Origin of the sequence: Clostridium sp. 19966, assembly GCF_032335695.1 — a bacterium.
Taxonomy (GTDB): Bacteria; Bacillota; Clostridia; order Clostridiales; family Clostridiaceae; genus JACTOJ01.
This window is the reverse complement of the sequence record NZ_JACTOJ010000001.1, coordinates 37940-51879: the sequence shown is the minus strand read 5'-3', so window position 1 is coordinate 51879 and position 13940 is coordinate 37940. Positions and strand designations below refer to the sequence as shown.

General features: G+C 31.3%; 12 protein-coding genes. 1 reads left to right on the top strand and 11 read right to left on the bottom strand.

The features are described from left to right. Nucleotides 1–103: 103 nt before the first annotated feature. The gene (locus IAI10_RS00195; protein ID WP_315671283.1) at nt 104–733 is read right to left on the bottom strand and encodes a polysaccharide deacetylase family protein; all 630 of its coding nucleotides are present in this window, start codon (nt 731–733) and stop codon (nt 104–106) included. Nucleotides 734–864: 131 nt separating this feature from the next. Continuing rightward, on the bottom strand, nt 865–2577 hold the full coding sequence (locus IAI10_RS00190) for a methyl-accepting chemotaxis protein (RefSeq protein WP_315671282.1): 1713 nt from the start codon (nt 2575–2577) through the stop codon (nt 865–867). A 259-nt stretch (nt 2578–2836) separates the two neighbouring features. Here IAI10_RS00190 and IAI10_RS00185 point away from each other — a divergent pair, with 259 nt between their 5' ends. Further along, nucleotides 2837–4132 carry an AraC family transcriptional regulator gene (locus tag IAI10_RS00185; protein ID WP_315671281.1) on the top strand — a complete coding sequence of 432 codons (1296 nt, stop codon included), beginning with the start codon at nt 2837–2839 and terminating at the stop codon, nt 4130–4132. Between the two features lie 107 nt (nt 4133–4239). On the opposite strand, the gene IAI10_RS00180 is transcribed toward IAI10_RS00185, so the two are convergent. The 9 genes from IAI10_RS00180 to IAI10_RS00140 all read right to left on the bottom strand — a co-directional run bounded on the left by IAI10_RS00180 (nt 4240) and on the right by IAI10_RS00140 (nt 13868). Continuing rightward, nucleotides 4240–4677 (bottom strand): MarR family winged helix-turn-helix transcriptional regulator, encoded by a 438-nt coding sequence (locus IAI10_RS00180; protein ID WP_315671280.1) that lies wholly within the window; start codon nt 4675–4677, stop codon nt 4240–4242. A 69-nt stretch (nt 4678–4746) separates the two neighbouring features. Next, the gene (locus IAI10_RS00175) at nt 4747–5775 is read right to left on the bottom strand and encodes an epoxyqueuosine reductase (protein WP_315671279.1); all 1029 of its coding nucleotides are present in this window, start codon (nt 5773–5775) and stop codon (nt 4747–4749) included. Between the two features lie 261 nt (nt 5776–6036). Next, nucleotides 6037–6717, bottom strand: a complete 681-nt coding sequence (locus IAI10_RS00170) for a response regulator (protein ID WP_315671278.1) — start codon at nt 6715–6717, stop codon at nt 6037–6039. Beyond that, entirely contained in the window at nt 6714–8267 is a 1554-nt protein-coding gene (locus IAI10_RS00165; RefSeq protein WP_396334325.1) for an ATP-binding protein, read from the bottom strand. The genes IAI10_RS00170 and IAI10_RS00165 overlap by 4 nt, the downstream gene beginning before the upstream one ends. Before the next feature lie 120 nt (nt 8268–8387). Further along, entirely contained in the window at nt 8388–9386 is a 999-nt protein-coding gene (locus tag IAI10_RS00160) for a 2-hydroxyacid dehydrogenase (RefSeq protein WP_315671276.1), read from the bottom strand. 117 nt (nt 9387–9503) lie between these two features. Next, complete coding sequence (locus IAI10_RS00155) at nt 9504–10559, bottom strand: AEC family transporter (RefSeq protein WP_315671275.1); 1056 nt, start codon at nt 10557–10559, stop codon at nt 9504–9506. 351 nt (nt 10560–10910) lie between these two features. Next, entirely contained in the window at nt 10911–11975 is a 1065-nt protein-coding gene (locus tag IAI10_RS00150; RefSeq protein ID WP_315671274.1) for a hypothetical protein, read from the bottom strand. Nucleotides 11976–12046: 71 nt separating this feature from the next. Beyond that, on the bottom strand, nt 12047–12292 hold the full coding sequence (locus IAI10_RS00145) for a hypothetical protein (protein WP_315671273.1): 246 nt from the start codon (nt 12290–12292) through the stop codon (nt 12047–12049). Nucleotides 12293–12530: 238 nt separating this feature from the next. Next, on the bottom strand, nt 12531–13868 hold the full coding sequence (locus tag IAI10_RS00140; protein WP_315671272.1) for a GH1 family beta-glucosidase: 1338 nt from the start codon (nt 13866–13868) through the stop codon (nt 12531–12533). Nucleotides 13869–13940: the final 72 nt, after the last annotated feature.

The window sequence follows — 13940 nt, the reverse complement described above, 5'->3', positions numbered from 1 at the left end:
AAACATTCATTGCTTTTTAAAAGCATGATTCTTCGGCCTGATGCCAAATGTCGCTTGAAATCAGGCCTTCATTTCTAAATCTCATCTTTTATAGTATCTAGAGTTAATCCTTTATGTTTGTCCATATTTTATATTTTACACTGGGATTTACAGATTTCTGCTGAAATAACTGACTAACAGTTACAAAACAAAAACCCCTCTCCTTCAATTCAGGTATTATAGTATCTAAGGCCTCTACAGTTTTTATATTATCTTCAGCATCATGCATAAGTATTATGGTGCCATCGCTGGCAGAGTTGAGTATAGTTTCAGCTCTTTGTGCTGAACTAACAGAATCTTCCCAGTCATTGCAGCCAACTCCGCATATGAAAGGCAAATCTATAGCTTCATACATAACATCACTTAGAGCTATATAGGGAGGCCTAAAAAACTTAGGATAAACCCCTGCCTCAGAATGTATTACCTCATTTGTTTTTTGAAATTCATCTATAATATCTTCCTTAGTCATATTACTCATAGCCGGATGACTCCAAGAGTGATTGCATATTTCACAGCCTAACTGAATCTGTCTTTGAAGCAAAGGTTTCTTTTCAGGACTTATATTTTGCCCAATCAAGAAAAATGATGCTGTTACGCTGTACTTTTCCAGTTTATCTAAAACCTGATTTGTCACATTGCTTGGCCCATCATCAAAGGTTAAAGCAATTAATTTTTTATTGTTTTCTATACACATCTTATCCACTCCTAACAAGCAGCGTTCTAAATTTTTGTGCTTTCTTTAATTATAATCCAAAACCAATGTACATTCAAAGCTAATAAAAAAACATCTATCCCCAAGCTGCAGGAAAGATGTTTTTATTATGCCTATATTTTGAATCTTTGTACCATTTCACTAAGTTTTTGCGAAAGTTCAGCCTGATTTTGAGAGGATTTTGCAACATCAGTAATAGCAATAGTGACTTCATTTACACTTCCCAATATTTCTTCTGTCCCATTAGCTGATTCTTCTGACACTGCGGATACATTCTGCATAGCCCCATTTATTTGAGTAGTAGCTTCATTCATCTGCTTTGAAGATGTTTCAAATTTCTCTATAAGATTAAATACAAATTGGGCGTCTTTTTCATATTGAACTCCAGTATTCATAAGTAAATCATAACTTGGCTTCACATTGTCAGCCATAAAGTCCAAAACATCTTGTCCACTTTTAGAAAGATTTTCAACCGCTGTTTCAACCTGCAATACCATGCTCTGAATATTTGTAACTGCTTCAGACGATTGTTCTGCAAGCTTACGAACTTCTTCAGCAACAACAGCAAAACCTTTTCCCTGTTCACCAGCTCTAGCAGCTTCAATAGCAGCATTTAGGGCTAGTAAATTAGTTTGTTCAGCAATAGTTCCAATAGATTCAGCCATAGTTTTTACCTGTGCCACCACCTTAGAATCTTCAATTGCCTTTAAAATGCTTGAACGGCTTTGCCCATAAATTAAATTGCCCTTCTCTATACTTTGAGCAGCTTCATTTTTTATCATGATAGCTCTCTTGTTTATTTCATTAACTGAACTTACTGCTGAATTAGCGTCCTTTAGCAAAATATCTCCAGTGCTATTTATTTCTTCAGCAGAAGCGCTTACTTCTTCAGTAGTTGCACTTAAGTCTTGAACTCCGCTAGCTATTTGCTTAGTGGATTCATTTACTGATTCCATTTTAGCAGATATCTCCTCAGTAGTAGCAGAAAGTTCTTCGCTGGTGGCGCTTATATCATTTGCGCTATTCATTATCTCTAATATCAATTGTTTTATATTATTCCTTGCTAAATTCAGCTCTCTTAGCATATTACCTAACTCGTCTTTTGAATCTACATCAATGGACTTAGTTAAATCCCCTTTGCCAAAGGCTTCAGCAAAGTCTAAAGATTTTTTAACCTGTCTTGAAATCATAGTTGATATTAATATTCCTAGCAAAATAGCTGTGATTAAGCTTAATATTGCTAGAGCCCCCGTAATAAATGTTGAATTTCTAAAAGTTAAATTATTTTCCTTATAAGCTGTATCGGCTTGATTTACATTATTTTGTATTAATTTGTCCATAGCAGTATATATATTTTTTCTAGCAGCTGTGATTTTAGAAAAATTATCAGCAGCTGCGCTATAATTATTTTCATCTACATACTTTATTACTGTATTAGTAATTTCAATATAAGTGCTTAAATTGGTTTTTAAGTCGGAAAAATCACTCTTTTCAGATTCTGAAAGCAATGTCTTTTCATATGTATCTACAAGATTATTATTGGTTGAAATTAAACTATTTGCTTCGGTTTTTGTACTATCCTTTTCACTGATGTTTCTCTGATACACAAGCTTTAATAAGTCAGCTCTTATATCTGAAAAATTTTGCTTAATAGTGGTTAAGTCTTTTATAGAAGCTAAATTATAATCATGCATTTTACTGGCATTAGAATTAATTTTATTCATATTGGATAATCCTGCTATTCCAACCACACATACCAATATTGCTACAACAATAAACGCGGATATTAGTTTCTTTGCTATTTTTAGATTTTTAAACCATTTCATAATTTTTACCCCCTAATTGTTTATATTAAATAAACCTAGCAACTTTTTAGCAATATTAACTATTTAATTATAAAATTAATATAATTAAATTAAATAATACAATTATATTGTATTATATTAATAATCCAGCAATGGATAAAAAATTGTTATAATTGATACTTATTTGTTATGTTTTTTGTTTTTTTGCTAAATATAATATTAATTATGTCGATATTAGTTTCTAAGTATAATTAAACATATGAAAGGAAAAGTCATAAATATGGACAGCTGTAATTTTAAGATACGCAATATATTAAATACTTTTCATAACTCCACTGATATAGAGGCTATATTTTTTGATACCGAACTGAATCTTATAAGATCTTTCTCTGAAAAAGAATCAAGCAGTTACTTTTCTCTTTTCGGCATAAGCGAAATATCTTCATATTTGAAAGAAATTTTCTTGCAGACTCCAATAACCGAATCTGTATTCTACACATATTTATTGCCCAATAATTTTATGTTAAATGTTGTTTTTGTAGTTACGAATAACAGTTATATAGGTGCATTCGCAAGTGAACCAGTATCAACAAAAAAACTTAATACAAAATCTATTGAAAAGCTACTTAATAATTCTAAACTAACACTAAATGATAAGAAAATATTCCAAAGCATTCTATTAAAAATACCGGTGATGCACTATGACAAAATTATATCTATGGGTGAGATTTTATATCAGCTTTCGAAAACTATTTTTGAAAAAAAACCACGTCAAATTTTAGGAAATATAAATATGAAATATGAAATGAATAGTCCTTTAAAAAATCAGGACAAAAGATATAATTTTTCAGTTGCTTCCATAGAAAGATATATTTCTAAATATTCTACTTATTTAGAAATATCAGATTCGATTAGAACAGGAGACATTAAAGCATTAACAGATGCTTTAAATAAAATTACCATGAGTCAGTTAGCAGTATATCAACTATGTGATTATGATTTTGTTCGTTCTTTAAAAAACGGTTTTATTAAGGCCTGCTCAATAGCATGCTATATAGCTATTGACGAAAAAGTTTCCTACGAAAATGTGATGAGTATTACCGACAATTACATATCCGAAATGGAGAATTTAGAAAATATCATTGATATTTATTTGCTGATGAAGGATGCACTTATCTCCATTGCAGCTCTCATTGGAAAGCATCAGAAAAATGCATATTCAAAATATGTTCGAAAGGCTATGGAATACATTAATTCACATTATTCAGAAAAAATCACATTAGAAATTCTAGCAGAGTACACTAAAATAAGCACATTTTATCTATCAAAGCAGCTAAAAAAAGAAACTGGCTTAAGCCTCATGAATAATGTTAATAAGATCAGAATTGAAAGAAGTAAATTTTTTTTAAAAGATATAAATTTAAGTATTTTAGATATAGCCCATAAGGTTGGCTTTACCTACCAAAATCATTTCGCAGCAATTTTTAAGAAATTCACTGGTTCGTCACCTACTGAATTTAGAAAGAAGTTAGAAAAATCCCATATATACAATAAAAATAAACCGTTTCTTATGTAGTACCCAAATTAAATAAAGGAATAAAAAATCACTATGTATTTTCCTGTACACAAAAAGGCTATAAAAGTGTAAAATCTTACTATAGCCTGTTTATCGTTGAAAGTTATTTATATAATTCTTTGTATATCAGTTAGTATATTCAAAAACTCTTGAAATTTTTCCTTACCAATTCCCTGCTCTACATATAATTGCGCCTTTTCCCATAATGGTAAAGCATCTATAAGCTTATTCCTTCCGTCCTCTGTTATGGTAATGCACCTTCTCCTTGAATCCTCCTCCGATATTCTTACATCTATGAATCCATTTTTCTTTAAAATTTCAACATTTCTAGTTACAGTGGTTTGATCCATTAGTAAAAGGTCTGCTAATTCTCCTATAGTGCTGTCCTCACGAGATGAAATATCCACCAGCAAAGTAAATTGTGTAGATCGTAACCCCGCAGGCTGAAGCATTTTATCATAATATTGAGTTAATACTCTTGAGGTCATACGCAAATTTTTACAGGCACAATTCTTCAAGTTCTTCTTATCTATTTGAGTACTCATATATAAATCCCCTCCCATCATATGTATATACATATAATAGCTTTACAGGTTTCCACTGTCAAGGAAGCATTATAAATCTAGTTCACTGCAAATAGCATAAGCCATTTCACTAATCTTTTGGTTTTGGTTATTGCAAGCTTTTTTAATATAAGCTTTATAGCTCTCCTTATAATTATTTCGCATAAAGCACAATACATCCACTTTCCATTTCCAAAGCTCGCTTTCGGATAAATAGAAAAACTTTGGCTGAATTTTTTCTTTGTAAAACTTCTCTTCCATATCAATAATATTCTCCGGTGTCAATTTAGGTGCTAATTCATCGAGATTGGGGAATTCATCGCTCCCTTTCCATTTACCTTTATTCATAGGACAGGCTTCCTGACAAATATCGCAGCCATAAATACATTCTCCAAAAGTTTTACTTAAAGGTTCTTCATGCAAATTACGTCCTCCAAAGGTTGTTAAAAATGAAATACATTTTGTTGGAGACATAGTATACGGCTCTGAAAGAGATTTTGTAGGGCAGGCTGCTATGCATCTACTGCAACCTTTTGGACATTGAGGAACATTATTTGTTTCCTTCAATTCCATTTCTCTATCAGTTACCCAGGCCTCAAGGTGGACCCAAGATCCTGACTCCGTGTATAAAAAATTATTTCTGCGAATAATTCCCACTCCTGCCTCCAAAGCTGCCCAGCGCATACCTACGACTCCGAATTTTTGATTGGTGGCCACTTTAAGCCCTAACTCCTCCATATATTTTTCAAACTCTCGATTGTGCTTATATTCATTAGTATTTTCGTCAACACGAACATCAAATAAATAAGCTTTAGCTATATGTCCCTTTACTGCTTCTGGAACTCTGTATTTACTATAAGAGACCGTCAATACCACCACGGACTTCGCCCAAGGATATTGCTCCTGTGGATTAACCAAACGTCTCTGCATTTTATAAAACTGTTCTGACTCTGGAACTTTTTGAACTCTTTCTTCAAATTTTTCAGCATATCCTTCCATAGATTTAATAGGAATAATACCACATTTTTCATAACCCAGTTCATAGGCCTTCTCTCTGATCATCTCTTCAATTGTAGACATAATTTCATCACTCTCCATTATGTGTATATACATATAAATAGGTAAAAAATATATACTTCTTTATAAAAGGATTATATATAATATATGTATATACATATATTATATTACCCTTTATCTCTTGTCAATATTATAAATAATCTTAATGTATACTTTCACTTTTAATACCAGCGAATAAAGTTATAACGAGAGTTATCCTAATAATTTGTACAAAAAAATTGGAGACATTTTAATTTCTCCAATTTTTTATCTAGCTATATTTTATTATATATGATTTTTTATGTAAATGTAATTATATTCAGGTCTGCCAATATTTCCATATACGGGCTCAGCTTTTATTTTATTTATTTCCTCTAAATAATTCATGTACTTTTTTATTGTAACATTGCTAATATTAGTTTCAGCCGCTATCTCCCTTATTGTCCATATTTTTTTATAGTTTTCCTCTAAGAATTCAATTATTTTATCTAAGGTTTTTAAGTTAAGTCCTTTTGGGATTAGTGAATTTTCATCCTTTTCCACTCCATTTAAAATATCAATATCATCTTGCTTTAATTTACTACTTTCATTTAACACCGTATCTCTTGATAAATATTTTTTAATAGCATCGCTAAATCTCTCAAATTCAAATGGTTTTACAAGATAATCAATCACCCCATAAGCAAAAGCTTTTTTTATTTCCTCTCTGCTGTTAGCAGCTGTCACCATTATTACATCTACCAAATATCCATGACTTCTGAAACTTTTTAATATCTCTAATCCATTCTTCTTTGGAAGATACACATCTAAAACAATCAAGTCAATTTTTTCAGTACTTAAAGTTTTTATTATTGCTTCCTCTTCTGCCACACACCCTGCATACTCTATTCCATCTATTAAATCTATATAATTCCTATTTATCAAAGCAACCATTGGGTCATCTTCTACAATAAGTACCTTTTTCATATTTTATCCTCCTTAAATAAGGTCACTCTAAAGTTTTTCCTATCTTCCAGTTCTTCTATTTCTATGCTTCCTTCATAAATATCTGCTCTAGTTTTCACAAGGCTTAAACCTATACCCCCATCTTCCCTCTTTGAGGATATTCCTCTTTCAAAAATTTTTTCTCGTATACTCTGAGGGATAGGCTCTCCGTTATCCGATACCTCTATATATATTTTTTCTGCATCTTCTTTTATATAAACTTCTACTTCTTTAGCTTCATTAGAATTATTAACGCAAGCCTCAAAGGAATTTTCTATAAGATTTCCAAGCACAGTTATAATATCATCATTGCATATGGGTCCATGCTGCTCCCAAAGCGAGGCTTCTTTTGACAGTATAAATTTTATGCCTCTCTCTCGTGCCATAATCTCTCTGCTAATAAACATAGCTCTTATATAATAATCTTCTATATAGGAATACTTTTGAGTTGTATTATCCTGAGCTTCCTGTATATCTAAAATATATTTTCTTGCTTCTTTATATTTTTCAATCTTCATAAGTCCTAATATAACATGCAATTTATTCTTAAATTCATGTATACTAGCTCTTAAATCTTTAACAACCTCATCTATTCCAGTGATTTCTTTTGCTATTTTCTTTATCTCTTGCTTGTCTATTATGGTTATCACAGCTCCGAGGTATACTCCATCTCCGTTAATTTCTCTAAGAGTTACAAATACCCTATTGCCGTTAATTCTCATTTCCTTCATATCAAAAAATTCTTTCTTTTCCAGAAAAGGTTTAATCTTATATATAATTTTATCTATTGAAAAATCTTTGAAAAGGGTATAGCAATTGTTATTTACTTCAACAACTTTATTGTTCTCATCTAGAGCTATTATTCCATCACTTATACTGTTTATAATTACCTTTTTTTCTTTATATAACTTTGCAATTTCTTCCGGTTCCATATTAAGCATAGATTTTTTTATACTCTTAGCAAACCATCTAGATAAAGCCACGGTAGCTAAAAATACAAAAATAAACAAAATGAAATATAATAATTGAGTTTCCCTAGTAATAAGCTGAATATCCTTGTAATATTTTCCGGTCATTATGAAACCAACCTGTTTATTATTATAAAAAATCGGCTGAAACCTTCTATAAGTAACTCCCAAAGAGCCCTTATATATTGAATAATAACCAATACCTTTTTCCAGCACATCTTTTTTATCTTCGCCTACAAAAATCTGTCCTATTTGCTTCTCATCATTATGGGAATACTTTTCTCCTGTCATGTCAGCTATTACAACCAAATCTAAATCTTCCACATTTCCTATATATTTTTTAACTATATTTTGGATAGTCCTGTCATTTTCTCTTTTGCTAAGCTTTTCACCAACGGTCGGCATTTCACTTATTATCACAGCTGAATTATATAAATTAGATTTAATCCTTGTTTGCATTGACGTTATCTTATCATTTAAAAAAATAATATATGAAATTACGATTGGTATTATAGCTATAAGTATAGCGTTAATTAATACTTTTCTTTCAAATCTGCTTTTCACCTTCATCACCATGACCATTATAATATATAAACTTATTTTTGCGTATAAAATCTTATTATTTTTTGTCTTTAAGCTTAAAGACGCATGAAATAAGGCACCAATTAAAATAGTGCCTTATTTTTACGCTATTTGATTCTTGCAGACTCCGCTAGTAAGCAAGTCATTCATATTGTCGTAGGATATGCCAATCATATTTGTTAGAGCTTCATCTGTAAAGGAGCCTATATGAGGTGTCACTATAGCCTTAGGGAACATATCTACAAGCTTATCCACTGCTTTATTTTCAAGTTTTCTTCCTCTTAGGTTCTTTGAAAAGAAGCTTGCCTCTCCTTCAAATACATCCGTTCCATACCCACTAAGCTTGCCATTTTCTAATGCATTAAGTATCGCCTCAATATCTTGAAGTTCTCCCCTTGCAGTATTAATAAGTATAGCTCCCTCTTTCATCTTTGAAACAAATTCTTCATTAATCAAATGATAATTAACATCTTTTATGAAAGGCACATGTACGGTTACAATATCTGAAACCGCAAGCATCTCATCTAAATCCATAAATTCAACAACTTCCTTTGCTGCATCACTTTGAAATACATCATATGCAACTATTTTAGCTCCAAGTCCTTTAAATAACTTTGCACTAGTAAGGCCTATCTTTCCAGTTCCTAATACTCCAACAGTACAATTTCTTATCTCTTTGCTAAACATGGCAGAATCCACTCTGAAGTCTCTTTCTTTAGTTCTATTAGCAGCGTAAGCAGTATTTCTTAAAAGCATCATGCCTAAAGTAACTGCAAGCTCCGCTATGGCATTTGGAGAATAAGCTGGAACCATGGCCACCTTTAATCCAAGCTCTTTTGCACAATCCAAATCAATATGATTGTATCCAACTGTTCTGGTAAGAACAAATTTTATTCCGTAACCAGATAAAATTTCAAGATTTCTCTTATCTGCCTTACAATTTCCTCTTATCATTACTGCATCTGCGCCCTTAGCTTGTACCACATTTTCATCATTTAGATAATCATTTACAAGCTCCAGCTCATATCCGTATTTGTTTAATTTATTAAAAAAATCTATTTCTATATCTCTTACACCATAACAAACTATTTTTGCTGACATAATCATTCTCCTATCTTATATCTTATTTATTTTTATCAAATTTGTTTAGTTAAATTATTAGACTTTCTTTTAAAGCAGTGCCTATTTTTGCACTGATAAAACATAGCCAATTCTTAATTAGGAAAATATGTTTAATTGCTTTATCACTTCTAACACAATTATCCATATTGGCATACATACTATGCTGAATATAGTTGATAAGAAGGAACAGTTTGAAGTTACCACAGCCTCTTTGTCAAAGCTTATGGAATATGCAGCTGCAACTGTTGCTGTAGGAGTTGCCATAGCTATGACTACAGTAGCCAAAGCAATCTGTGAAATATGTAGTATTCCTGTAACATTTAAAAAATACAATATAACTATATTTATAACTGGAACTATTACTACCTTCATAAAGCTATAATACCAAGATTCCTTAGAAGATATTGCTTGCTTTAAAGATATTTCAGCAAGTGTAGCACCTATTGATAACCACGCTAATGGTGAACATAATTTTTCAAGATATGATAATGGTGTATATAACCATATAGCGGTTTTATCTATTCTTAAGAAGGCATAATCTGCAGCCTTACCATTGGTAACTACTGATATTTGCGGAAGTGATTTCTGGAATACCCAAACAAATAAACCAAGAAAAGTAGCTATTATTATCGGATTTGAAATCATCTTCTTAATGTTGTTCTTGTCCATTTTCATTCCGGACATTTTCATATAAGCATAGGAATATAAGAAAATTCTATAGGCTATGTTAAATATGGATGCGTACATTACTCCTTTAGCTCCATATACAGCTTGTGTAATTGGTATTCCAAAGAAGGTAGTAGATCCGAATATAGTAAGAACTCTTAGTACTTCCTTTTTCTCACCTTTAAATTTCAAATAAATAACTTTAGTAACAGCTATTAGTATTATATATACTGCAATTCCCCAAAATAAAAGATTCATTCCTTGCCTTAAATTATCATTATTTATGTCCTGCATAAATGAGTCAAAGGCCAAAGCTGGTAAGGCTGCCGAAAGAACAACTCCGCTTAATATTTTAGAAGTGTTTTTGTTAAATACTTCTTTTTTTCTAAGAAAAAAGCCTAATAATATTATTAGTATAGAGGATGCTATAGCTCCAACTATACTAGCATTAGTAGCTATCTTAGTTAAAATTGCTAAAATGTTCATTAAAAATTCCCCCTAAGTATTTTAAATATAATTTGTATAATTTTTAACCAATTAGTGTGTGCAATCAAATATTTAAAAGAATGTTTGTTAAATATTTATCTTTCTTTCAGCTTTATTTTACTTTTTTCCTCATATGTATACAATTTAACTAACTATTTTAATAATTATTTAAGTTATTTAAGCAATGCTAGTTTAAAATTGTGTTAATAAATATACTACTTGCGCAGTTAAAACATAGCAAAAATAAAAAACCTAAAATCCTTTTTTTAGGGCCTTAGGTTTTTTCCATTTCAATCAGTATTAATTTTTACTCATTGCTTTAGAACATTCTTCTGTTTTGATGATTATATTTTATATGCACATATTATCAATAAGCTGATTAGCAATATCCCATATTTCGCAATATCCATACAATATATCATTTATATACTTTGCAGAATAAGTTTTTTCACGCTGCCTTGAGCTTACAACAATACATTCTTCCTTCAATTTGCTTCCCTCATATAAAATATCCTTTATATACCCATCGGCTTTTTCTATACTTTTTAAAATCTCTAAATCAATATAATGCATTAAAGCTATATCACCTTCCATAAGTGCCATTCTACTGCTTAATTTAATAGGCCAACAGGATGGAGGAGGTATCATAAGCTCAGGCTCATCTAAAATTGTAAAATGGCAGCCAACCATTGGTCTGTTATAGCCTTTTATAACCTTACTTATTTCTTCATTCATATCAGGCATATCACCGTTATATTTGAATGCCCAAATAAAATTGCCATCTTCTATACTGCAGTATCCCTCTTCCAATGTCATAGCTTTTTCTATGGAAGCATCTATTTTTTCCCAATTATCAGATATTACTCTATCATCAGCTGAAAAACCACATTTTTTGATTAATTTCTTTCTATTCCTGCCCTCTGCAAAATCTTTTCTTATTTTTAAGGCTTGAAAATTAATGACTTTTTCCTCTTCATCATTTGGTTTAGAAAAATTTAGGCATATTGGCTCTTTTTTATCGTCACATACAACTATGTCTGTTCCAAAAAACAAATTAGTACTAGCTCCCAAAATTATTAGATGTCCCAAAGTAGCATAATCTTTACCCTGCTCTAAAACCTGCATTATTTTTTCCACATTATTATTTAGAAAATAAAGAGAGGTATTTCTATTATAAATTTTACTTATACTTTTTTGATTTAATATCAACCAAGGAATGGTATCTCCATAATTTCTCAAAACCAGAACATGATCTCTATAAGCCTCTTCTCTGCCGTTAAAATATTTTTTTTCTGAGTCAATAATTTCTAATATTATATTTTTCTGCACATCATAAAACTCTATAGGTGAAGCTGCTCTATCTATTTCTTTTAAAAATTCCATTCTTTTATTTCTTAACTCAGCTCTTATATCCATTAAAACTCCCCCCTCTTCTTTCCTTGCCACATTTTCAGAAAACATTTCGCTAACTTGCCAATTAAATCTAGCTAAAGTCCCTCTATTTCTTTAATATATGCAGGCCAATGTATTACAGAAAACAAAATAAAGATGCAAAAAAATGTAATACCGCAACCAAAAAGCTCTCTGATGCTTAATTTAAAATTAAAATATAGAAAAGGTATAACAATATCTATTATAATTACAGCATCTATAGCCAATCCGCTTATGTATTTACCAAAAATATGTGATTTATTATCATTGGAAGTAACTCTTTTTTTATTTACACATCTCATAAAAACAAATCCTCCAATCAATTAAATTGCCACTTATTTAAATACGAAAAATGAATGTATTTAGCTTTTTTAAATTCATTTATAATATATTTTATCTAACTTTAATTTAAAGTATAACATTATTTTGCAAGAATTTCTATAAAACTTGCAAAATATTTTTATTAAGTTAATTAATTAAAACGTTTTTATAAGTGCTCAAAAAAATACTATGGAAAAGCTTCCATAGCATTTTATAATTCTAAAAGCCATTATTATTTATTACATCTTTATACCAATATCCGCTTTTCTTGATAGTTCTTTTTTGTGTTGCATAGTCTACATAAATCATACCAAAGCGCTTAGCATATCCATAAGCCCATTCATAATTATCAAAAAGAGACCAAGCATAATATCCTTTTAGATTAACTCCTTCTTGAATAGCTAAATTTATCTGATGAAGATAAGAGCATAGGTAAGTAAGTCTATTTTCATCCTCAACCTTGCCTTCCAAATTAGGCATATCATTAAAGGCTGCACCATTTTCAGTGATAATTATATCTATTCCAGCGTACTCCTTATGCAAGTATACAAGCAAATCATGAATACCTTCAGGGTTGATTTCCCAGCCCATTTCAGTCTTATTTTTTCCAGTAGTCACGGCTGAAAACTGAAGCGGCCATGCTGCCGGATTGTTTTTAATAAAACTGCTGAAGTAATTGTTTATTCCTAAAAAATCAATAGGCTCACTGATTATCTTTAGGTCTTCATTCTTTATAACAGGCAATACAACTTTGCCTGAATACCAGCTTAAAAGTTCTTTAGGAAAACTTCCCTTTAATATAGGATCTGCAAACCACCTGTTATGGGACATATTGAAACGGCTTGCCGCCTCTATATCCTCAGAGCTGTCAGAAGCAGCATAAGAAGGATTCATATTTAAGGTTACTCCTATCTTTCCCTTATAGCCAAGCTCCCTGTAGGCTCTAACTGCTTTTCCATGAGCCAGCAAAAGGTTATAAGAAACCTGAAGAGCTGTAGAATAATCTGTTATACCAGGAGCGTGTCTTCCTTCAGAATTTCCAACAAAAGAAACAACCCAAGGCTCATTTAGAGTTATCCATATAGGAACTAGGCTTCCAAACTCTTTAAACACATAAGTGGCATACTGTGCAAAATAATCTGTTACCTCTCGGTTTGCCCAGCCTCCTACATCCTGAAGCTTCTGTGGCAGGTCCCAGTGATACAAGGTTATTGCAGGTTCTATACCATTTTCTATAAGACAATTTATGAGTTCTCTATAGAAGGCTATTCCTTCTGGATTGGGTTCACCCTTTCCTTCAGGAAATATTCTTGGCCAGGAGATCGAAAATCTATAGGACTTAAGACCGATCTCCTTCATTAATTTTATGTCCTCTTTGAATAAATGATAGTGATTACAAGCTATATCGCCGGTATCACCATTGAAGGTCTTGCCTGGAATATGGCTAAACCTATCCCAGATAGATTCCCCTCTTCCTCCCTCTTTAACTGCGCCTTCAATCTGGTAGGCAGCTGTTGCAGCTCCCCATATAAAGTCTTTAGGAAACAAATTTTTCATATGAGTACATCCTTTCATATGTTAATATTGAATAAAATTGCTATGTTTTAAAAGAATGTTGATAAAGGTTTT

Bases quoted from the DNA above. Each gene is read 5' to 3' on its own strand.
- IAI10_RS00195 (WP_315671283.1), bottom strand. From the start codon at position 733: ATGTGTATAGAAAACAATAAAAAATTAATTGCTTTAACCTTTGATGAT.
- IAI10_RS00190 (WP_315671282.1), bottom strand. From the start codon at position 2,577: ATGAAATGGTTTAAAAATCTAAAAATAGCAAAGAAACTAATATCCGCG.
- IAI10_RS00185 (WP_315671281.1), top strand. From the start codon at position 2,837: ATGGACAGCTGTAATTTTAAGATACGCAATATATTAAATACTTTTCAT.
- IAI10_RS00180 (WP_315671280.1), bottom strand. From the start codon at position 4,677: ATGAGTACTCAAATAGATAAGAAGAACTTGAAGAATTGTGCCTGTAAA.
- IAI10_RS00175 (WP_315671279.1), bottom strand. From the start codon at position 5,775: ATGTCTACAATTGAAGAGATGATCAGAGAGAAGGCCTATGAACTGGGT.
- IAI10_RS00170 (WP_315671278.1), bottom strand. From the start codon at position 6,717: ATGAAAAAGGTACTTATTGTAGAAGATGACCCAATGGTTGCTTTGATA.
- IAI10_RS00160 (WP_315671276.1), bottom strand. From the start codon at position 9,386: ATGTCAGCAAAAATAGTTTGTTATGGTGTAAGAGATATAGAAATAGAT.
- IAI10_RS00155 (WP_315671275.1), bottom strand. From the start codon at position 10,559: ATGAACATTTTAGCAATTTTAACTAAGATAGCTACTAATGCTAGTATA.
- IAI10_RS00150 (WP_315671274.1), bottom strand. From the start codon at position 11,975: ATGGATATAAGAGCTGAGTTAAGAAATAAAAGAATGGAATTTTTAAAA.
- IAI10_RS00145 (WP_315671273.1), bottom strand. From the start codon at position 12,292: ATGAGATGTGTAAATAAAAAAAGAGTTACTTCCAATGATAATAAATCA.
- IAI10_RS00140 (WP_315671272.1), bottom strand. From the start codon at position 13,868: ATGAAAAATTTGTTTCCTAAAGACTTTATATGGGGAGCTGCAACAGCT.